The following is a 21,505-nucleotide window of genomic DNA, read 5'->3' as shown; positions in this document are numbered from 1 at the left end:
ATCCTTGCAACAGTCTGGAGGGATTGGGTTTCCAGCGCCTCGGGCTGACGCGCCGGAGCCGCCAAGCGTGCAGGTGAGGCACCCGATCAGCCGCATGCGATTTCCCGATCGCCGTCTTCCCCCGAGGGGCGCTGTTGGCGTAGACGGAGCCATGGCGGTTACCGTGTTTCCCGATCCCGTTGCGAAGAGTGTCTCCGGGACATGACGGTCCCCGGAACATGGGCGACCGTTCTGGCCGGCGTTGCGACGCTGCTGCTGCTCGGGCTCGGCGGGCTGCTGCTGTTCCTGGGATTGCGCGCGCGCGCCGGTGTCGCGACGACCCTCGCCGAGAATGCGACGATGCGCGCGTTGCTCGATGGGTCGCCGGCCGTCGCGACGGTCGTCCGCTCGGATGGACGAGTGGAAATGCCGCAGCGCATGGCGGACTGGCTGGGTATTCCGGCGCCACGCTATCTGATGGATCTGGCGGGTGAGGAATCCGGGCTTTCACCCGAGGATGCTGCCGCGCTGACCGCCGATGTGACCGCTGCACAGCGTTCGGGCCGGCCCTTCGTCCGTGCCGTCCGCCCCGTCGGTTCGACGCGGGCCATCACGTTACGCGGCGCACGCGCACCCGGCGCGATGGGGGCAACCGGCAGCATCCTGATCTGGGCGTTCGATGCAACGGACAGCGAATCCGAGATCAAGCGCCTCGGCACCGAGACGGCGCGGCTTGGTGCCGCCTATGAGGCGCTGACCGGGCTGATCGAAGCGGCGCCGCTGCCGATGTGGTACCGGGCGCGCGATCTCAGGCTGTCGATGGTCAATTCCGCCTATGTCGCGGCGGTCGAGGGCCAGGATGCGCAGGACGTGGTCGCGCGCGGCCTCGAACTCGTCGAAGGATCGGGGCGCGGCGGGCCGCTGGCGGGTGCCGCCGCGGCGCGCGAGCAGGGGCGGCCGCACCAGCAGGTCCTGCCCGCGACGATCGATGGTGCCCGTCGGTCGCTTCAGATCTACGACGTGCCGCTGCCGACCGGCGGGGTGGCGGGCTTTGCAATCGACATCGAGGATCTCGAGCAGGCGCGCTCTGGTGCCAAGCGCTTTGCCGAGGCGCAGCGGGCGATGCTCGACCGGCTGTCGGCGGGAGTCGCGCAGTTCGGTGGCGACCGCGGCCTGGTCTTCTGCAACCAGCCGTTCCGGCGCATGTTCGCGATGCGGGCGGAGTGGCTCGCCGACCGTCCCGAATTCGACCGCGTGCTCGAACGGATGCGCGAAGCGGACCGGCTCCCCGAGGTCCGCGACTTTCCGGCATGGAAGGCCGAGCGTCGCGCATGGTTCATGCAGACCGGGACCATGCCGAACGGCGGCGCGAGTGAGGAGATCTGGCACCTGCGCGGCGGTACGCATTTGCGCGTTGTCGCCCAGCCCTTGCCCGATGGCGGGCTGTTGCTGATCTTCGAGGACCGCACCGAGCATGTCCAGCTCGCCAGCGCGCGCGACACGCTGCTCCGCGTCCGTACCGCCACCTTTGACAACCTGTTCGAGGCGCTCGGCGTGTTCGCCGCCGACGGCCGGCTGCAATTGTGGAACAACCGATTCAGAGTGCTGTGGGGCCTCGAAGAGGAATTCCTTGCGGGTCATCCGCGTGTCGACGTCTTTGCCGATGCGGCCGCGGGCAAGTTGATGACGCCCAACCGGTCGGCGCTGATCCCCGATCTCGTGCGATCGGCGACTGCCGGACGGCAGCAGCGCGGGGGCCGCGTGGCCTTTGCCGACGGGCGGCATTTCGAGTTTGCGGGTGTCCCGCTGCCCGACGGCAACGCGCTGTTCACGATGCTCGACATCACCGACAGCCGGCGTGCGGAGCAGGCCTTGCGCGAACGCGCGAACGCGCTCGAGGCGGCGGACAAGGTGAAGACGGCGTTCGTCGCGAACATGAGCTATGAACTGAAGACGCCGCTGACGTCGATCAGTGGCTTCGCCGAGATGCTGCACGGTGGCTATGCCGGGCCGATGAGCGAACAGGCCGGGGGGTATCTCGAGGCCATTCTCGAATCGGTCGAGCGGCTCGGGCTGTTGGTCGACGACGTGCTCGACCTGACCCGGACCGAGAGCGAGAGCACCGAGATGGTGCGCACCGACGTCGAACTGGCGGTGGTCGCCCGCGCCGCGGCAGGCTCGATCCAGGCCACTGCGCGGCGCCGCAAGCTCGACTTCGCGATCGAGATCGGGCGCTCGACAGGGCGCATCTGCGGCGATCCCAAGCGACTGCGCGAGATCGTCGAGCATCTGCTGCGTCACGCGGTGGCCGGTACGCCCGAGGGGGGGCGGATCCTCCTGCACGCCGACGGCAACGCGACGCATGCACGGATCGTCGTGTCGGATGACGGCGCGGGCATGAGCGCGGAGGGCGTCGCGCATGCGTTCGACCGGTTCGCCGAATCCAAGACGATCGGCGATCGTGCGCTCGGGCTCGGGCTGCCGCTCGCCAAGCAGTTCGTCGAGGCGCATAACGGCACGATCGATCTCGTATCCGAACCCGGAAACGGCACGCTGATCACGGTCGAACTGCCGCGGAGATGATCATCGCCTTGAAGAGACACGCACGCTACGCAGGTTCCAGCGCATGACGGTGCTGCGGTTAGAGGATCCCGCCGCGACCGAGGCGTTCGGCGCGAAACTGGCAGCGCACGTCAAGGCGGGTGACGTGATTGCGCTGACGGGGACGCTCGGCGCGGGGAAGACGAGCCTGGCACGCGGGCTGCTGGCGGCGCTCGGTCTGGTCGGCGAAGCGCCATCGCCGAGTTTCGCGATCGTCCAGCCCTATGCACCCCCCGAGGTGCGTCTGCCCGTGCTCCACGTCGATCTGTACCGGATCGACGATCCGGACGAGATCGTCGAGCTCGCGCTTGACGACGCGCGCTATGATTCCGTCCTGATCGTCGAATGGCCAGAGCGGGCGGGGCCGGACTATTGGCCGGACGCGCTTCGGCTCGACCTCACGATCGAACCGGACGGCACGCGCGGCTTGACAGCCGGAGTGCCGGAGGGTTGGACGCGGCGATGGCCGATATGACACCCCCGGCGGGAGCCGCCGCATTTCTCGACGCGCATGGCTGGGCGGGGGCGACGCTCCTGCCGGTTGCGGGGGATGCCTCGTTCCGTCGCTATTTCCGCGTCGTCGCCGGGCCGCGCCACGCGATCCTGATGGACGCGCCGCCGCCTCATGAAGACCCGCGCCCGTTCATCGCTGTCGCACAGTGGCTGGTCGAGCGGACGTTCCGGGCACCCGCGATCCTCGCGAGCGACCTGACGCAGGGGCTCGTGCTGATCGAGGATTTTGGCGATGATCGGTTGCGCGAGGCGATCGACGCATCGTCCGATGAGGGCATGGCGCTCTACGCGCCCGCGATCGACCTGCTCGGGCGTCTTCACGCGTATCCGGCCGGACCGTTCGCACCCTATGACCGTGCCGTCCTGGCGCGCGAGGCCGCGCTGTTCGTCGACTGGTATTGCCCGGCCATCGGGATCGTCCCGGACCGGGCGGGCTGGGATGCGGCATGGGACGCCGTGTTCGATCACGGGATCGCGACCGACCCGGTCACTGTCCTGCGCGATTATCATGCCGAGAACCTGATGCTGCTCGCGCCGGACGGAGCGCTCGGCCTGCTCGACTTCCAGGATGCGCTCGCCGGGCACCCGGCCTATGACCTCGTGTCGCTGTTGCAGGACGCACGGCGGGACGTCGATCCTATGGTCGAGGCCGCGATGCTCGCGCGCTACCGCGAAGCAACGGGCGTCGGTGACGATTTCCTCGACGCCTATCACGTGCTCGGCGCGCAGCGGAACGCCAAGATCCTCGGCATCTTCACGCGGCTGTGGAAGCGCGACGGCAAGCCGCGCTACCCGACCTTGTGTCCCCGCGTCTGGACGTATCTCGAGCGTGACCTGGCCCAGCCGGTGATGGCGCCGGTCGCGGCCTGGTTCGATGCCAATGTGCCGGCAGCATTGCGCGGCGACCCGCTGGCGTTGGCGGCATGAGCGGTCAGCGCATGATCCGTCCGATCCCGCGCGGGACGGTGCCCGAGACCGCGATGGTGATGGCGGCCGGGCTCGGCAAACGGATGCGGCCGTTGACCGCGACGCGCCCCAAGCCGCTGGTTGAAGTAGCCGGCAAGGCGCTGATCGACCATGTCTTCGATCGGCTGCAGCGTGCCGGGATTGCCCGCGCGGTGGTCAATGTTCACTATCTTGCCGATACGCTGCAGGCGCATGTCACCGATCGTTACCCCGATATCGAGGTCGTGATTTCGGACGAGCGTCGCCGGTTGATGGAGACGGGCGGCGGGCTGGTTCAGGCACGTACCCTGCTCGGCGATGCACCGGTTCTGGTGGTCAACAGCGACAATCTCTGGATTGACGGACCGGTCGACGCGATCCGTTTACTCGCGTCGCGGTGGGACGATGCGACGATGGATGCGCTGCTGCTGATGGTGCCGCTCGCCCGCGCGCACAATCATGGCGGTCCCGGCGACTTCCATCTCGCAGCGGACGGACGGATCACCGGACGCCGCAAGCCGGGGCGGGTCGCACCCTTCGCCTTTACGGGCATTCAGATTCTCCACCCGCGCGTCATCACGGATTGGCCCGAGGGACCGTTTTCGACGAACCTGTTCTGGGACCGTGCGATCGCTGCGGGCCGGGCATTTGGCCAGGTCCATCAGGGCCTGTGGTTCGACGTTGGCACGCCCGGCGCAATTCCGAAGACCGAGGCGATCCTGGCCGGTGGCTGAACGGACGGGGCCGACCCTCTACACCATCCCCGCCCATCGCGCCTTTGCCGATGCGCTGGTCGCGGGTTTGCTCCGGCGGGCAGGGCAGGATCCGCTGGCGCTCGCCCGCGCGCTGATCCTGTTGCCGAACAACCGCGCGATCCGGGCCGTGACCGACGCGTTCGTGCGGGCGAGCGGCGGGGGGCTGGTTCTGCCGCGGATGATCGCGCTGGGGGACACGGGGCTGGGCGAAGCTGTCGGCGCGGCGCTCGATCCGGCGGACGATGCCGATCCGCCACTGCCGGCAGTGCCGCCCTATCAGCGGCGGATGATCCTTGCGCGGCTGGTGTCGGAAGAACGCCGGCGTGGGGGGCATCCGATCGATGCCGCCGAGGCGGTCCGACTTGCCGGCGAACTCGCCAAGACGCTCGACCAGCTGCTTGTCGAGGAGGTTGCGCCGACGCGCCTGCACGAAATCGAACTCGGTCCCGAACTGACCGAACACTGGCAGCGCGCATTGTCGACGTTCGACGTCGTGCTGCAGCGATGGCCGGGCGAACTGGCCCGCCTGGGGCGGATCGACGCGGCGACCCGGCGCGCCGCGCTGCTCGACCGACTGGTGACGCGATGGCGTGCGGCGCCGCCGGCCGGGCTGGTCTGCGCCGCGGGCGTCACCGACTCCGCGCCGTCGGTCGCGCGCGCGCTGCGCTGCGTCGCGGACCTGCCCGGCGGCATGGTGGTATTCGCGGATCTCGATCTGCACCTGCCCGACGAGGAGTGGGATGCGCTGGGCCCCCACCCGCGAAACCCGGATACCGGGCTGACGCGGCGGTCGATCGAAACGCATCCGCAATTCCATCTGAAGCTCCTGCTCGAACGCATGGGCGTCGGGCGCGCCGAGGTCGCGACTTGGCGCGAGGGCGGTGGCCATGACGCCGACATGACGCGAAGCCGCGCGATCGCCAATGCACTGGCCCCCGCCGATTTCACCGGAAAGTGGACCCGGCTGGGCGCGGAGGATCGCCGCCTGAAGGGGGTGACGGTCGCCGAACTGGCAACCCCCGCCGAGGAGGCGCAGGCGATCGCGCTGGCCTTGCGCGGCGTGCTGGAGGAGCCGGGACGGACAGCCGCGCTCGTCACGCCCGATCGCGCCCTGGCGCGGCGTGTCGCGGCGCATCTTGGGCGCTGGCAGATCCTTATCGACGACAGCGCGGGCCGGCCCTTGTCGATCCTCCCGCCCGGGACTCTCATCCTCGCGCTGGTCGAGGCTGCGGCACAGCGTTTCGCACCGCTCGCGTTGCTGGCGTTGCTGAAGCACCCGCTGGTCCGCAGTGGCGATACCCGGCTGGCGTGGCTCGACGGCGTTCGCGCGCTCGATCGCGCGTTGCGCGGACCGCGGCCCGCAGCAGGGCTCGATGCTGTCGATGCACACCTGCGCGCCGGAACGGCGAAGCGCTGGTGGCCCGAGGCGCAAGCGCTGCTGACGCCGATCGCCGCGGTTTTCGAACGCGGCGCTCAGCCGCTCGGCCCGTTGCTGGCGATCGTTCGCGAGACGGCCGCGGCGCTGTGCAGCGATGAACTCTGGGCCGGCCCCGCAGGGCGTGCCGCGGCGCAATGCCTTGCCGATCTCGAAATCGAGGCTGATGCCGGCCCACCGCTTGTCGATCCGGGCGAACTTGCGCAGCTCTTGCGGACCTTGCTCGACGAGGTTGCGGTGCGGCCATTGCAGGGCGCGCATCCGCGTCTGGCGATCTACGGCCTGCTCGAGGCGCGATTGCAGACCGCAGACCTGATGGTTCTGGGCGGGCTGAACGAGGGCATGTGGCCAGGCCGTCCTGCGCCGGACCCGTGGCTCGCGCCGCGGATCCGCGCTGAACTTGGGCTTCCGGGCCTCGAGCGGCAGGTGGGGACGTCGGCGCATGATTTCGCCCAGGCACTCGGCGCGCCGCGGGCGATCGTCACACGCGCGCGCCGCGACGCCAAGTCGCCGGCATTGGCGTCGCGACTGTGGCTGCGGTTGCAGGCACTTGCGGGGGACAGGTTCGAGCGCGCCGAGGCGCTCGAGGCATGGACACGCGATCTCGACGATCCCCGGGCGCACCGGCCCTCCGACCGTCCGGCGCCGTCGCCTATCGCCGCGCTGCGGCCAAGGCTGATTTCGGTGACCGAGGTCGACCGGTTGAAGGCCGACCCCTATGCCTTCTACGCGCGCAGGGTGCTCGGCCTGATGCCGCTCGACCCGGTCGATGCGGATCCGAGCGCGGCGTGGCGCGGCACCGCGGTACACGACATTCTCGAACAATGGTGGAAGCACGACGCCTGCGCGATCGATGCATTGCGGCCGCGTGCCGAGGCGATGCTGCGCGACGAGCGGACGCACCCGATGATGCGAGCGCTCTGGCAGCCGCGGCTGCTCGAGGCGATCGACTGGATCGCGGGCACGATCGCGGCGCAGGCCGTCGACGGCCGGGTCGTTGCCAGTGCGGAAGGCAAGGGCGAGATCGCGATTGCGGGGGTGACGCTGCGCGGACGGTACGACCGTGTCGACCGGCTGCCGGGCGGGGAACTGGCGATCATCGACTACAAGACCGGCAAGCCACCCTCGGCGACCGCGGTGCGCGCCGGCTACAGTCTTCAGCTGGGTCTGCTGGGCCTGATCGCGGAGCGTGGTGGGTTTGCCGATGTCGCGGGCAAGGCGGGCGCGTTCGAATATTGGTCCCTTGGCAAGAAGCGCGATGCCTTCGGCTATGTCGAGAGCCCGGTCGATCCCGAGGGCAAGCGCGACAAGATCCCGACCGCTGAATTCACGGCCACGGCGGCGCACAACTTCACCGAGGTCGCGGGGAACTGGCTGACCGGCAGCGCCGCCTTCACCGCCAAGCTCGTGCCCGAATATGCCCCCTATGCCGAGTATGACCAGCTGATACGCCGCGACGAATGGTATGGCCGTGAATAGCGGCGAGCTTCGCACATTGCCCCGCCTCAAGGGCGCGCAGGCGGCGGCCAGCGATCCGCGGGCGCATGTCTGGCTGTCCGCATCGGCGGGGACCGGCAAGACCCAAGTTCTGGCGGCGCGCGTCTTCAGGCTGTTGCTCCGCGGTGTCGATCCGGGCGCGATCCTGTGCCTGACCTTCACCAAGGCGGGTGCGGCCGAAATGGCGCAGCGGATCAACGGGCGCCTTGCCGCCTGGGTGCGGATGCCCGGCCCCGCGCTGGGTGCCGACCTGATCGCCCTGGGGGAGGTGCCCGACCAAGCGTTGCAGGATCGTGCGCGGACGCTGTTCGCCAAGGTGCTCGACGCGCCGGGGGGCGGGTTGCGGATCCAGACGATCCACGGTTTCTGTCAGGGCCTGCTGGCGGCGTTTCCGGTCGAAGCCGGGCTGACGCCGGGTTTTCGCCCTCTGGAGGCGCGCGAGGAAGCCGGGCTTGCACGCGAGGCGCTGGCGGGGATGCTCGCGGACGCCGAGCGTGAGGGGCGGGAGCGTCCCGTCGAGATCGTCGGCCGCTTGTCCCTGCGGATGGGGGAGGGCGGTGCCGAGGGGTTCCTGATGGCCTGCGCCCGCGCGCTGCCCGCGCTCGAGGCGTTGCCGTCCGGTATCCGGCCCTGGTTGCGCCGGACGCTCGAGCTGCCCGCCGGCGATATCGACGAGGCGGTCGCGGACTGGTGCGAGGCGCTGGATATCGATGCCATCACGCGGATCGGCGCGGCCAACCGGGCGTGGGGAACCGCGACCGGCCTGAAGCAGGCGGCCACGGTTGAGGCGTGGCTCGCGTCGCCGGACCGTGCGGCTATGCTTCCCGACCTCGCAGGCGTCGTGCTGACGGCCAAGGGGGAGCCGCGCAAGGCGCAGAAGAAGCTGATCGACCTCGAACCTGACTATGAGATCCTGGCACAGGATGTCGGCGCGGCCTGTGCAGATATTGCATCGATGATCCAGCGCGTGGCTTATGCCGATCTTCTCGCGGATGGGCTGGAGGTCGGGCGCGATTATGCGCGCGCTTATGCACTGGCGAAACGGCGTGTCGGCGGGGTCGATTTCGACGATCTGATCGCGACGACCGTGGCCTTGCTAGACCAGCCCGGCATTGGCGAATGGGTCCGCTACAAGCTCGATCAGGCGACCGAGCATGTCCTGATCGACGAGGCGCAGGACACCAATGCCGACCAGTGGCGGATCGTTCGCGCGCTCGCCGACGAGTTCTTTGTCGGGCGCGGCATCTATGCCCCGTCGACGCGCACGCTGTTCACGGTCGGCGACTGGAAGCAGGCGATCTTCGGCTTTCAGGGGACCGACCCGTTCAACTTCGCCGCCGCAGAGCTGCATTTCGGGCGTCGCGCGCTCGAGGTTGCGGGTGACGACGAATGGCCGGAGGCGGAGCGGGGCCTGCCGCTCGAGCGGCTGTCGCTGACACACTCCTTCCGGTCGACCCGGCCGATCCTCGCGTTCGTCGATGCCGCGGTCGCCGCGGCGGGCGAGCCCGGCCTTGGCGCGATCGGCGAGCTCGAGGTCCATGCCAGCGAGGTCAAGGGTCCGGGCAGCGTGACGCTGTGGCCACCGGTCATCGCAGGGGGGAGCGAGGACGACGAGGAGGGCTGGGTCGACGACGCGGTCCGCAAGCTCGCGGGCGATATCGCCAAGGCGGTCCGACGCTGGCTCGCCCCCGATGGGCTGATGCTCGAGAGCAAGGGGCGACGGCTGCGCCCCGAGGACGTGATGATCCTCGTAAAGCGGCGCGGCGATCTCGCGTCGCTGATCGTCGCGCGGCTCTATGCCGAGGGCGTGCCCGTCGCGGGCGTCGATCGGCTGCGTCTGAACGCGCCGCTCGCGGTCCAGGATCTGCTCGCGACGATCCGCTTCGTGTTGCAGCCGGAAGACGATCTGAGTCTGGCATCGCTGCTCGTCTCGCCGCTGATCGGCTGGACGCAGGACGAGCTGATGGCGGCAGCGCCGCGCGAGGCCGGTCCCCTGTGGCGGCATCTCCAGCGAACGCAGTCTGCCGAGCGCCTCGCGCCGCTGCTTGCGATGCTCGCGCGTGCGGACATCGCGACCCCCTATCAGTTTCTGGAGGAGCTCCTGTCCGGGCCGCTCGACGGACGGCGCAAGCTGATCCTGCGGCTGGGGACCGAAGCGCGCGATCCGATCGAGGAATTGCTCAACGCAGCACTGACGTTCGAGAGCAATACGACACCGTCGCTGCAGCGCTTCCTCGACTGGTTCGATCGCGGCGATGTCGACATCGTCCGCGATCCGTCGGCGCCGCTCGATGCAGTGCGCGTGATGACCGCGCACGGCGCCAAGGGCCTGCAGGCACCGCTGGTGATCCTTGCCGATGCGACCGCCGATCCCGCCGCCGCACCGCGATCGATCCTGAAATGGACTCCTGAGGACATGGTGGCGCCGTTGCCGGTGTTCCGTCCGCGCAGCGGCGAGCGGGGTGGCCCCCTCGATGCGGTGGTGACGGCAGCCGAGCGGCGCGAACTGGAGGAGCATTGGCGGCTCTTCTATGTCGCGGCGACCCGCGCCGAGGAGCGTTTGGTCATCGCGGGCGCGCTCGGTACGCGGGCGCAGGGCGTTGCGCCGGTGACGAGCTGGTATGGCGCCGCGGATCGTGCACTGACGGCGTTGGGCGTGGCGGACGTGGAGGGCGAGCGGGTCTTCGTCGGCGACGGGACGGAGCTTCCGGTACCGGTCAAGCCCGCGGCGAACGACGTGGCCGTGCCTTCCCAGACGATACCCGACTGGGCCCGGCACGCGGCACCGAAGGAGTCGCGCCCGTCGCGCCCGTTGTCGCCATCTGCGCTCGGCGAGGATGCGGTGTCCGACCCGCCGCCGACCCCGGAGATGCGGCTTGCGGCCGAACGCGGCGCGTTGATCCACAAGCTGCTCGAGCGCCTTCCCGCTGTCGACGGCGGTTCGCGTGCGGCGGCGGCGGATAGATGGCTCGGCCAGGCCGGCGGTGTTCTCGACCCCGCAGTGCGTGCAGAAATCGCAGCGAGCGCGATCGGCGTGATCGAGGATCCACGCTTCGCAGATCTGTTCGGTATCGACTCGCTTGCCGAAGCGCCGATCGCGGCCACGCTGGCGGACGGTATCGTGGTGTCTGGAACGGTCGACCGGCTGCTGATCGGCGCGGAGACCATCCGGGTGATCGACTTCAAGACCGGGCGGCGTGCGCCGCGCGGCCTCGACGAGGTGCCGGACTATCATCTCAAGCAGATGGCGGCCTATGCCGCGGCGTTGCGGGTGATCTTTCCGGGGCGGACGGTCGAGGCGGCGTTGCTCTACACCGCCGCACCCCGATTGATCGCGATATCGGCTGATATGCTCGACAGGCACAAGCCGCGCTATGCGATGACGGAGCAAAGCTAGGCTGTCGACGGTTGAGACGCGTGCAGCCGGACCCTAGATTACGGTATAACGAAGGAGATATTTCAGTGGCGACCAAGCAGATCACCGATGCGAGCTTCAATGCCGACGTGCTGAACGCCGACGGCCCCGTGCTCGTCGATTTTTGGGCCGAATGGTGCGGGCCGTGCAAAATGATCGGGCCGAGCCTCGAGGAGCTGTCCGAGGAACTGGGCGAGAAGGTGACCATCGCCAAGCTCAACATCGACGAGAACCCCGATGCGCCAGGCCAGTATGGCGTGCGCGGGATCCCGACGATGATCCTGTTCAAGGGCGGCGCCCCGGCAGCAACTAAGGTTGGTGCGGCACCCAAGGGCCAGCTCAAGGCGTGGCTTGAAGGCGAGCTCGCCTAAGACGGTACGCGCCGTTACCGCCACCTCAGATCTTTTGAGGTGGCGGTTAGAGGCGAGCTCAGCTTCGATAGTCGGCGTTGATCGAGATATAGCCGTGCGTCAGGTCGCAGGTCCACACCGTGGCCGCACCGTCGCCCAGCGCGAGATCGACGCCGATCTCGATGTCCTGCCCCTTAAGATGGTCCGCAACGGGCGCCTCGTCATAGCCGCTGAGCGCCAGCCCGCCCTCGGCCACTTGCGTATTGCCGAAGCGGATCGACAATGTGTCGCGGTCGGCTGGCTCTCCCGCCTTGCCGACGGCCATCACGACACGACCCCAATTGGCGTCCTCGCCGGCGACCGCCGTCTTGACCAGAGGCGAGTTGGCGATGCTCATAGCAATCCGGTGTGCGCTGCGGTCGCTGTCCGCGCCGGTCACCTGGACCTCGATCAGCTTCTGCGCGCCTTCGCCGTCGCGGACGACGAGCAGGGCAAGCTGATGGCATAGATCTACCAGTGCCGCGCGGAACGCGTCGGCGCCGATGCTGTCGTCGTCGTTGAGCGGGGCGTTGCCGGCCTTGCCCGTCGCGAATGCGAGCACCGTGTCGCTGGTCGAGGTGTCGCTGTCGACGGTGATGCACGAGAAGCTCGGCGCATTGGCCTTGGATAGCGCCGCCTGGAGAAACGCCGGCTCGACCGCGGCATCGGTAAAGATGAAGCCGAGCATCGTCGCCATGTCCGGCGCGATCATACCCGAGCCCTTGATGATGCCGACCAGCGTCACGGTCCGATCGCCGATCACCGCGGTCGTCACCGCACCCTTGGTGAAGGTATCGGTGGTCATGATCGTCGCGGCGGCGTCCTCCCAGCCGCACGGTGCGGCGGCGAACGCGGCGTCGAGCCCTGCTTCGGCCTTGTCGATCGGCAACGGCACGCCGATCACGCCGGTCGAGGCGACGAACACGTCCGAGGGCTGGCAGCCGAGATGCGCGGCCGTTCGTGCGGCGATCGCCTCGACCGCGGCACGGCCACGCGCACCAGTGAAGGCGTTCGAATTGCCCGCGTTGACGACAAGCGCGCGCGCCTGTCCGAGAGTCAGTGCCGCGCGGCACCACTCGACCTCGGGCGACGGACATTTGCTCTGCGTAAGGACGCCCGCAACGACCGTCCCCGGATCGAGCGTCACGAACGTCAGGTCGCACCGGTCCCAGGTCTTGTAGCCGGCACGCGCGACATGCGGCACGACCCCGTCGATCAAAGGGGCGGCGGGGAAGGGCAAGGCGAGCGGCGAGATCTGCATCCTGCCTTCATAGTCGCTGCGGTCCGGCCCGCAAGATCGCGGGTTGCGTCTGACGGCCGCCCGTTGACCGGTGTCCCGTGCGGTTGGGGCTATAGAATGACATCGGCGTGCTTCGGCGGTCGGCGAGCTCCGTCAGGGTCGTCATTCCTACGCACGACGCCGTCTCGTTACGGATCGAGCGTCCGCGCGTTCGCCGGGTGCGTCCGTCCGACGAATGGTAGATTTTACACGCAAGCTCGCATACAGCCGGTCCCGCATGAACCTGCTGCTCCTCCTTTCTGCCCTCCTGTCCGCGCTGACCGGCGCGGTGCCGGGTGTGCGTGGACAGTCCGCACAGGCAGTAGCGCAGGGTAGCGTTTGCGCGCAGACCGCCGCGGTGGCGGTGGCAAAGGTCGCGGTACGACCGGTCGCTGCGCTTCCCTCGCTCGACAACGTTGCCGCCTCGGCGAGGCTGCCCGTCGTCGCGATCATCACTGCTCCTATCTGGATGGACCGTCGGCGCGAATAGCGTCGCGCGCCTGATCTCTCGGCCTGCGGGCCACTCCTCCTCTTTGCGCGTGCGTGCCCCCGCGTGCCGTCGCGCCCTATAATCAGGAAATCAGCCCATGTTCGGTGGCTTTGCCAAATCGCTGTTCGGATCGTCCAACGACCGTTACGTCAAGTCGCTCAACCCGATCCTCGCGAAGATCGCCTCGTTCGAGCCTTCGCTCGTCGCGATGTCGGACGAGGAATTGTCCGGGCAGACCGCGAAGTTCCGTGCCCGACTCGCTAACGGCGAGAAGCTCGACGACTTGCTTCCAGAGGCATTTGCCACGGTGCGCGAGGCAGCCAAGCGCGTACTTGGCCAGCGGCATTACGACGTGCAGATGGTAGGCGGCATCGTCCTTCACCGCGGCGAGATCGCCGAGATGCGTACCGGCGAGGGCAAGACGCTCGTCGCCACGCTTGCGACCTACCTGAACGCGCTGCCGGGCGACGGCGTCCACGTCGTCACGGTCAACGACTATCTGGCGGCGCGCGACGCGGAGTGGATGGGGCAGGTCTATACCTTCCTTGGCATGACGATCGGCGTGATCGTGCCGAACCTGTCGGACGAGGAGCGTCGCGCAGCCTATGCCGCCGACATCACCTACGGCACGAACAACGAGTTCGGCTTCGACTATCTGCGCGACAACATGAAGTACGAGCGCAGTTCGATGGTGCAGCGCCGCTTCAACTTCGCGGTGGTCGACGAGGTCGATTCGGTCCTGATCGACGAAGCGCGTACGCCGCTGATCATCTCGGGGCCGACCGACGACAAGTCCGAGCTGTATATCCAGGTCGATGCGGTCGTGAAGCAGCTCGTCCCCGGTGACTATGACAAGGACGAGAAGCAGAAGACGATCATCCTCACCGAGGACGGCACCGAGAAGGTCGAGCGGATGCTCGAGGCCGCGGGGCTGCTCGAAGGCGCCAACCTATACGATTTCGAGAACACGCAGGTCGTCCACCATCTCAACCAGGCGCTGCGCGCGATCGTGATGTTCAAGTCGGACATCGACTACATCGTCAAGGACGGCAAGGTCATCATCATCGACGAGTTCACCGGTCGCATGATGGACGGCCGGCGCTGGTCGGACGGCCTGCACCAGGCGGTCGAGGCCAAGGAAGGCGTCCAGATCGAGCCCGAGAACCAGACGATGGCCTCGATCACGTTCCAGAACTATTTCCGCATGTACCCCAAGATCGGCGGCATGACCGGTACGGCTGCGACCGAGGCGGCCGAGTTCTACGACATCTACAAGATCAACGTCGTCAGCATCCCGACCAACGTCACGGTCAAGCGCGTCGACGAGGAAGATGAGTTCTACAAGGACACCAAGGACAAGTTCGCGGCGATCGCCAAGAAGATCAAGCATCACGCCGATCTCGGCCAGCCGGTGCTCGTCGGCACGGTATCGATCGAGAAGTCCGAGCTGCTCAGCGAGTTCCTCGTCGGCGAGGCGGTCGAGCACAAGGTGCTGAACGCGCGCTTCCATGAGATGGAGGCGCACATCGTCGCGCAGGCCGGGCGCAAGTCCGCGGTGACGATCGCGACCAACATGGCGGGCCGTGGCACCGACATCAAACTCGGCGGCAACCTCGAATTCCGCATGCTCGACGAACATCCCGACCTGGTCGAGGGCACGCCCGAATATGCCGCCGAGGCGGCGCGGATCGAGACCGAGATCGAGGCCGAGAAGCAGGCTGTGCTCGCCGCGGGCGGCCTGTTCGTGCTCGGTACCGAGCGCCACGAGAGCCGGCGCATCGACAACCAGCTGCGCGGGCGCTCGGGTCGTCAGGGCGATCCCGGCCTGTCGCGCTTCTATCTCAGCCTCGACGATGATCTGCTGCGCATCTTCGGGCCGGACACGCTGTTCGCCAAGATGATGCGCAACAATATCGAGGATGGCGAGGCGATCGGGAGCAAGTGGCTGTCGAAGGCGATCGAGACCGCACAGAAGAAGGTCGAGGCGCGCAACTACGACATCCGCAAGCAGGTCGTCGAATATGACGACGTGATGAACGAGCAGCGCAAGGTCATTTACGAGCAGCGCGCGGACATCATGGATGCCGACACCGTCGGCGACGTGGTGACGGACATGCGTGCGGAGACGGTCAACGTCATCGTCGGTGAAGCCTGCCCGCCCAATTCCTATCCCGAACAATGGGACATTGCGGGGATGAAGACGCGGCTGACCGAGGTGCTCAACCTCGAGCCGCAGATCGAGGCGTGGCTGCTCGAAGAGGCGATCGATCCCGAGATCGTCGAGGAACGCATCCGCGCGATGGCGGACGAGGCGATCGCGGCGAAATCCGCAGATCTCGACACCGAGACGTGGACGTCGGTCGAGAAGTCGATCCTGCTGCAGAATCTCGACCATCACTGGAAGGAGCATCTGGCAACGCTCGACGCGCTGCGCCAGGTCGTCCATCTGCGCGCCTATGCGCAGAAGACGCCGATCAACGAGTATAAGCAGGAGGCGTTCTCGCTATTCCAGCGGATGCTCGAGACGATCCGCGAGGACGTGACCAAGACGATCGCCCACGCGCAGTTCCAGATCCAGGCGCCGGTCGGCCTGCCCGAGCTGCCCGATTTCATCACGACGCATTTCGACCCGTTCACCGGCGAGAACGATAGCCTCGACCAGGCACGTGGCATGTCGGGGCACATCACGTCGCAGCTCCCGCCGATGCAGATCCCGCAGCCCCAGGCCGCGGATATCGGCGAGGATCCGGCGAACTGGGAAGGCGTGGTCAGCCGTAACGCGCCATGCCCATGCGGGTCGGGGCGCAAATACAAACAGTGTCACGGCGCGGTCTGAACGCTGCTTTGACGGGCCGGCCGTTTAGCGGCTGCGCCAGGGTGGCAGCATGGCAGGCAATAAAAAGCCGGGCCGTCCCACATGGACGGTCCGGCTTTTGCTTGTAAGCTTGGTTGCGGCAGTGCGGCCGCGACGCTGCTTACTTTGGCAGGATGACGCTCGGCCCGATATTGTCGACGACCTGCTTGGCATTGAACGCACGGATGTTGTCGCGCGGGATCGGCCCCTTGCGCATCACGATCTCGGCCGTCGCTTCGTAGCGGTCGATCGTGCGGACGTCGAAATCGTTGCCCCATGGGCCGCCGAAACCGCCGCCGCCAAAGCCACCGAAGCCGCCACCGATATAGGGATCCCAGCTCCGCCAGCCGAAGCCGCGGCCGCGATAGCGCCACGACGGGCCCCAATAGCCACCAAAGCCGCCATAACCGAACCCACCGCCGATTCCGGGAGTCGAATAGGTGCGCGACTGAAGATTGGTATCGCGATCCGCCATCAGGAAATAATCATATCCCTGCTGGAGCGTGAGTTCCGCCGCGCGGAAGAAGAGGTAGCGTTCGACGGTGTCGCGCGACGTGACGCTGTTTCCCGCGAAGCTGACGAGGAAGCGGTTATCCTCGATCCGGCGATCGCTATAGCCGGTACGGTTGAACCCCTGGCCAGTGGCCGGGCGGTAGGTGGTTTCGGTCGCACAACCCGCGACCAGCAACGTGCTCGTGGCGAGAGCTGCCAGCAGGACCTTGCGACCAGGCATGATGAACATGATTGTCGTCTCCGTTCGCGGCGAATGCGGCGAAACGCCTCACATTAGCCTTCAGTGGTGGAACGGTTGATGAACGGGATTGGTCCACGGGTCTATGACGGTGATTGAATAAACCACCTCGGCGCCGTCATAGGCCGTCGTCCGCGACGCAGGATCATTCCCCGATCAGATGAAGCGCCAGCGAGCGACCATGGGGACGACGGCGATGCTCGAACAAGTAGATTCCCTGCCACGTGCCAAGCGCGAGCGTGGCGTCGATCACTGGGATCGACAATTGTACCTGTGTGAGAGCGGCGCGCAGATGCGCCGGCATGTCGTCGGGCCCTTCGTCGTCGTGCAGATACGAACTTGATTCCGGTGCGATGCGCGCGAAATAAGCCTCGATATCCGTTCGGACCTCGGGCGCGGCGTTTTCCTGGATGAGCAGCGATGCGGAGGTATGGCGACAAAACACCGTCAATAACCCGGACTGCATCGCCTGCGCATCGACCCAGCGCCGGATCGGGGCGGTAATGTCGACCAGCCCCTGCCGGCGGGTATCGATCGTGATCTGGGTCGTGGACTGCCGCATCGCTGCGCTCCTATGTAACTGCCTAGCCGGTCAGGTCCGTGACGGTGCTCAACGCCTGTCGGCACGGCCTTGGTCGCTATCGGCATCCGCCGGGACGTCGCGACCCAAATTGATCTCGTCATAGAGTTTGAGAAGATCGCTGACCTCCGCGATGACGGTTTCCTGCTCGGCGCGCCAGCGTGCCGTCGCGTCGTGCGTCGGTGTGCCGCACTTGCCATCGTGAAGCGTGAAACCCTGATCGATTAACCAGATGGTATCCGCCGCACGGGCCCGCTGCCGCCGCAGATGGAATACCCATTGTTCGATGACGCCGGAAGGAACGAGTCTGTCGATTTCACCCATGGTCGGCGCCTACCCGACCAGCGTCGTGCTTGTACAGCAGACGTTGCCGATGGTCCCGAATGCCGGAGTCTCGACCCGGGAAACGGGTCTTGTGGAAGGATGGAAAGTTCCGCCGGTTTTCGCCAAAACGCCTTGATTCAGCACGCTTTCGGGAACCGTTCACGACCAAGCGTGTTGAAAAGGTGGTAAAAAGCGTGTGTATTTTGACTGCCATCCTGTCACCGGAACCCGATCAATGCCTGTTACGTCTCACCGACCCGAGCGCGACCAGCCCTCGTTTCACCGCGTCGATCAGTCTCCGCCACGCCTGTCAGACCGCTATGGCGCAGACCGGCTTGACGCCCTTTACCGGCGTGCCGCGGCCGATCGTGACCGGTTTCGCCAGCAGCAGATGATCGCGATGCAGCCAAGCCTGCTCGAACGACTGATCGGCAAGTTTCGCCGCTAAAAGGGGTCGAATGATAGCTACGCGTCGACCGGGAAGGTGGTCGCATGGCGCAGTCCCTGAATTTCTGCCCAGGTGATGGGCCGGTCGCGACCGACGCATTCGATGATCAATGAGTCGGCATCTTTCGCGGCCAGTTCGTCCGCGGCCTTGATCATGTCTTCGAGCGAGCCCGTAGCGATCTGCTCATCCGTGACCGGCACCGCGTCCTCACCGTCGACAGGGCTTTCGGCAGCCGCGCGTCGGAGCAGTTTTGCCGGCATTTTCCACATTGTCTTGAACACGTTTACGCTCCAGCCCCCTGGCACGACCGCGATGCCGCAGGTTGCGCCAATGGTCCAGACCATCGCCGCATGCCTGCGCCGATCGCGGCATCCCACGCGACGAATCGCACGATCCGTCCGATACGGTTGGGTTTGGCGTTGTCGTTGCGAACTGGGGTCGAACAGCACGTCTTGAACGGCACCCGCGGTAGAGCCCGAGGCCGATGCGGCAATGTTGCCAATGGGCCGTCGATCGCGCGCATGGGGCGCAGGGCAGGGGCGGACCCGGTCCTTACACTCAGGGCGTTTCTGGCGAAGATCTGCGCTCCGTCTTCTTTGAAGCGCAGATCGATTTTCAAGGGCTGGGCCTTCGAGTGCCTCCGATCAGGCCGGCGGGTTGCCCCTCCCACCATTAAGTGAAGCGGAATGTTTGTGGGCATCGTTGGAGGAGGCTCGGGCAGGCGCCGCATCCGCGCTGCTCCCGGCGAGCATGCCGTTCAACGAACTGCCGGTCATGCCGAGTTCCGCCATCAGGCCATCGATGAGCGGGCCGCCGACGCGGTAGCGCATAGCGGCTGCGACCGCAGCGTCGGCAAGGTTGCCTTGGCCGCCCCCGGAGGCGCCATCGCTGCCACTGTCACCGTGCAGGCCCCGGGCGTCCAGGATGCTGATCTTGTCGATGTTCTCCATCGGCTTGCTCGCCGCAGCGATAATCGCGGGCAACGCTTCTAGCATTGCGCGGCGGATCAGCAGTGCGGTTTGCGAGTCACTCAGCAAGTTGGTCGCCTCGTTCAGCGACGCCTGACCTGCCGCGTCGACCTTGAAGGCCGCCTCGCGGCCTTCCGCGCGCGCCTTCTCTGCATCTGCTTCGGCGGTTGCTTCAGTACGCAGGGCGCTCGCACGAGCTTCCGCGGCTTCCTTTTCGGCGGTCGCAGCGACGGTGATGCCGACGGCCTCTTCCTGCGCGCGCTGGGTGGCGGCGATCACCGCGACGTTCTTGTTCCGGTTGGCGATCTCGGTAGCCTTGGCAGTAGCGACGCTTTCCTCGGCTCGGACGGCGAGCGCACGGGCTTCGTTGGCCGCGGCAGTGGCGGTCGACTCCTCCTCGGACTTCTGTGCGGTCTGCACCGCAGTTGTGATACGTGCGATCTCGATCGTCCTGTCGCGCTCGATCGTTGCGGTCTGGATCGCGCCGTCACGGGCAATCGTGGCGGTCTGGATCACCTTGTCGGCTTCGGTCTGCGCTACGGTCTGCGCCTGGCCCGCGGTGATGCGGGCGATCTCGGCGAGGCGGGTCTGCTCGGCCTCGGCGGTGGCAATCGCGGTGGCCTGTTCCGCACGGCGCGCGGACAGCGTCTGCTCCTGTGTCAGGCGCGCCTGTTCGGCGGCCTGCGCGATCTCGAGCGACTGGTTGTTGGCGTCGAGGTTGCGCTGCTCGATCTCGACGCGGTTGGTCGCGACGATGTCGTTGCGGATCTTCTTGCGCTCCTCGATCGTCCGCGTGAGCACGGTCAGCCCTTCGGCATCGAACGCGTTGTTCTCGTTGAAATGCTCGAACGCGGTCTGGTCGAAATGGGTGATGCTGACCGATTCGAGCTGAAACCCGTTCATGTCCAGGTCGGTCATCAGCGCCTCCTGCACCTTCTGGATAAAGTCGGCGCGGTTGGCGTGGAGGTGCTCCATCGTCATCGTCGCGGCCACCGATCGCAGCGCGGACACGAGCTTGCCGTCGAGCAGCGACTTCACCGCGTCGGGGCTGTTGACCGAATCGCCAAGCGTCTGCGCCGCGGCGGCGATCGATTCCGCGTCGGGCTTCACCTTGATGTGGAACAGCCCGACGACATCGACGCGCAGCTTGTCGAGCGTGATCAGCGCATCCTTGTTGAGGCGCGAGACCTCCAGCTTCACCGTCGTCAGCCGGACCTGCATCAGTTCGTGGAGCACCGGGATCACCATGATGCCGCCGTTGAGCACGACTTTTTCGCCGCCGAAACCGGTGCGGATCAGCGCAACGTCCTTGGTCGCGCGCCGGTAGAGCCGGGTCAGAATGATGCCGATCACGACAAGCGCGAACAGCACGATACCGGCGTAGATAAGGACGTTCAGAAGCTGTGCGGGCATGAAACCCTCCCCGGTTATGATTGTGGTCAGATCGACTGCAGGAGCGCGTTGGCGTCGGGCAGCGCGTAGAAGAGTTTGCCGTCGCGGCGGACAATCAGGGCGGTCTCGCCGGTGGCGATCACGTCGGCGTCGTCGTGCGGCTCGACCATGATGAAATGCGCCTGACCATACTGATCGACAATCTTTGCGCGGGCCGGCGATCCCCGGCGGGCGGTGCCTTCGAGGATTGTGCCGCGGCGGCGGAGAAAGTCGTCGGTGGAGATCACGCTGGTTTCGAAGCCGGGCATGATCCGGGCAAGCCCGTTGGCGGCCAGAGTGTTGAGCAGGCTGCCAGCGACCAGCGCACCACCCGAGGCGAGACCCCAGTGCAGTGGGCCGCCGGTCAACGCGGTCGCGCCCTGCTGAATGGCTATCCCGGTCAGCGTGAAGCAGCCGAGTAATGAGGTCAGCCAGATCAGGATCGGCAGTTCGTGACCGAGCCCGAGCCAATCAAGCACGCCGCTATCGGTTTCGGCATAAACGTCCGCGTCGAGATCGAGATGGCCGAGCCCAAGGCCGATCGTCTCGATCAGCCCGATCCCGACCATTATCACGAACGCGATCGCGAACGGCGCGTAAGCGGGCGTCAGGAAAATCGCGAACATAAGCCGTGGCGCTGTTGGGGGCTCTGCTTGTGCATCGGCGAACTGGTATCGGACAGACGACAACGCTTCGTTACGAAACGCCGGCCGATCCGGATTTTGAACTCCATGTGTCGATGCTCCCCGAAGGGAGGCTAGCCCTGCGCCAAGACATTCGCAACGCGCGCTGAGGACACCGCCCGAGTTTGGATTCATCATCTGCACGGGATCTGCACGACAAGCGAACGG

General features: G+C 66.8%; 17 protein-coding genes. 10 read left to right on the top strand and 7 right to left on the bottom strand.

What is annotated here, in order from left to right:
• The first annotated feature begins 201 nt into the window (after window positions 1-201).
• From GV027_RS02100 to trxA, 7 genes are all read left to right on the top strand, one after another.
• Entirely contained in the window at window positions 202-2,562 is a 2,361-nt protein-coding gene (locus GV027_RS02100) for a PAS domain-containing sensor histidine kinase (protein ID WP_107045841.1), read from the top strand.
• Window positions 2,563-2,605: 43 nt separating this feature from the next.
• Window positions 2,606-3,055 (top strand): tRNA (adenosine(37)-N6)-threonylcarbamoyltransferase complex ATPase subunit type 1 TsaE, encoded by a 450-nt coding sequence (gene tsaE / locus GV027_RS02095; RefSeq protein ID WP_052148991.1) that lies wholly within the window; start codon window positions 2,606-2,608, stop codon window positions 3,053-3,055.
• Window positions 3,052-4,020: an aminoglycoside phosphotransferase family protein gene (locus GV027_RS02090; protein WP_201302653.1), complete on the top strand. Its 969-nt coding sequence runs from the start codon at window positions 3,052-3,054 to the stop codon at window positions 4,018-4,020. The genes tsaE and GV027_RS02090 overlap by 4 nt, the downstream gene beginning before the upstream one ends.
• A complete protein-coding gene (locus GV027_RS02085) occupies window positions 4,017-4,772 on the top strand; it encodes a nucleotidyltransferase family protein (protein ID WP_159510810.1) in 756 nt (251 codons plus the stop codon). The genes GV027_RS02090 and GV027_RS02085 overlap by 4 nt, the downstream gene beginning before the upstream one ends.
• A complete protein-coding gene (gene addB, locus GV027_RS02080; protein ID WP_159510809.1) occupies window positions 4,765-7,707 on the top strand; it encodes a double-strand break repair protein AddB in 2,943 nt (980 codons plus the stop codon). The genes GV027_RS02085 and addB overlap by 8 nt, the downstream gene beginning before the upstream one ends.
• Complete coding sequence (addA, locus tag GV027_RS02075; protein WP_201302559.1) at window positions 7,694-11,122, top strand: double-strand break repair helicase AddA; 3,429 nt, start codon at window positions 7,694-7,696, stop codon at window positions 11,120-11,122. Before addB ends, addA begins: the two co-directional genes overlap by 14 nt.
• Before the next feature lie 65 nt (window positions 11,123-11,187).
• Window positions 11,188-11,511, top strand: a complete 324-nt coding sequence (trxA, locus tag GV027_RS02070; protein ID WP_031393340.1) for a thioredoxin TrxA — start codon at window positions 11,188-11,190, stop codon at window positions 11,509-11,511.
• Window positions 11,512-11,569: 58 nt separating this feature from the next.
• On the opposite strand, the gene argJ is transcribed toward trxA, so the two are convergent.
• Complete coding sequence (argJ, locus tag GV027_RS02065) at window positions 11,570-12,790, bottom strand: bifunctional glutamate N-acetyltransferase/amino-acid acetyltransferase ArgJ (protein WP_159510808.1); 1,221 nt, start codon at window positions 12,788-12,790, stop codon at window positions 11,570-11,572.
• Between the two features lie 256 nt (window positions 12,791-13,046).
• Between argJ and GV027_RS02060 the strand changes: the two genes are divergently transcribed.
• A complete protein-coding gene (locus GV027_RS02060) occupies window positions 13,047-13,298 on the top strand; it encodes a hypothetical protein (protein WP_159510807.1) in 252 nt (83 codons plus the stop codon).
• A gap of 97 nt (window positions 13,299-13,395) precedes the next feature.
• On the top strand, window positions 13,396-16,134 hold the full coding sequence (secA, locus tag GV027_RS02055; RefSeq protein ID WP_159510806.1) for a preprotein translocase subunit SecA: 2,739 nt from the start codon (window positions 13,396-13,398) through the stop codon (window positions 16,132-16,134).
• 139 nt (window positions 16,135-16,273) lie between these two features.
• On the opposite strand, the gene GV027_RS02050 is transcribed toward secA, so the two are convergent.
• From GV027_RS02050 to GV027_RS02040, 3 genes are all read right to left on the bottom strand, one after another.
• Window positions 16,274-16,894, bottom strand: coding sequence for a CC0125/CC1285 family lipoprotein (locus GV027_RS02050; RefSeq protein ID WP_183937588.1), 621 nt, complete (start codon window positions 16,892-16,894; stop codon window positions 16,274-16,276).
• A gap of 154 nt (window positions 16,895-17,048) precedes the next feature.
• Complete coding sequence (locus tag GV027_RS02045; RefSeq protein WP_159510805.1) at window positions 17,049-17,465, bottom strand: secondary thiamine-phosphate synthase enzyme YjbQ; 417 nt, start codon at window positions 17,463-17,465, stop codon at window positions 17,049-17,051.
• 48 nt (window positions 17,466-17,513) lie between these two features.
• Window positions 17,514-17,807 carry a hypothetical protein gene (locus tag GV027_RS02040; protein WP_042466279.1) on the bottom strand — a complete coding sequence of 98 codons (294 nt, stop codon included), beginning with the start codon at window positions 17,805-17,807 and terminating at the stop codon, window positions 17,514-17,516.
• 235 nt (window positions 17,808-18,042) lie between these two features.
• On the opposite strand from GV027_RS02040, the gene GV027_RS02035 reads away from it, so the two are divergent.
• The gene (locus GV027_RS02035; protein ID WP_159510804.1) at window positions 18,043-18,255 is read left to right on the top strand and encodes a hypothetical protein; all 213 of its coding nucleotides are present in this window, start codon (window positions 18,043-18,045) and stop codon (window positions 18,253-18,255) included.
• Between the two features lie 17 nt (window positions 18,256-18,272).
• Here the strand turns inward: GV027_RS02035 and GV027_RS02030 are convergent, their stop codons facing one another.
• The 3 genes from GV027_RS02030 to GV027_RS02020 form a co-directional block, all read right to left on the bottom strand.
• A complete protein-coding gene (locus GV027_RS02030; protein ID WP_159510803.1) occupies window positions 18,273-18,599 on the bottom strand; it encodes a hypothetical protein in 327 nt (108 codons plus the stop codon).
• A gap of 300 nt (window positions 18,600-18,899) precedes the next feature.
• Window positions 18,900-20,636, bottom strand: coding sequence for a flotillin family protein (locus tag GV027_RS02025; RefSeq protein WP_236559004.1), 1,737 nt, complete (start codon window positions 20,634-20,636; stop codon window positions 18,900-18,902).
• 26 nt (window positions 20,637-20,662) lie between these two features.
• On the bottom strand, window positions 20,663-21,280 hold the full coding sequence (locus GV027_RS02020) for an OB-fold-containig protein (RefSeq protein WP_159510802.1): 618 nt from the start codon (window positions 21,278-21,280) through the stop codon (window positions 20,663-20,665).
• Between the last annotated feature and the right edge of the window lie 225 nt (window positions 21,281-21,505).

It is taken from the genome of Sphingomonas sp. T1, from assembly GCF_902506585.1.
GTDB lineage: Bacteria > Pseudomonadota > Alphaproteobacteria > Sphingomonadales > Sphingomonadaceae > Sphingomonas > Sphingomonas aerolata.
This window is presented reverse-complemented; position numbering and strand designations above follow the sequence as displayed.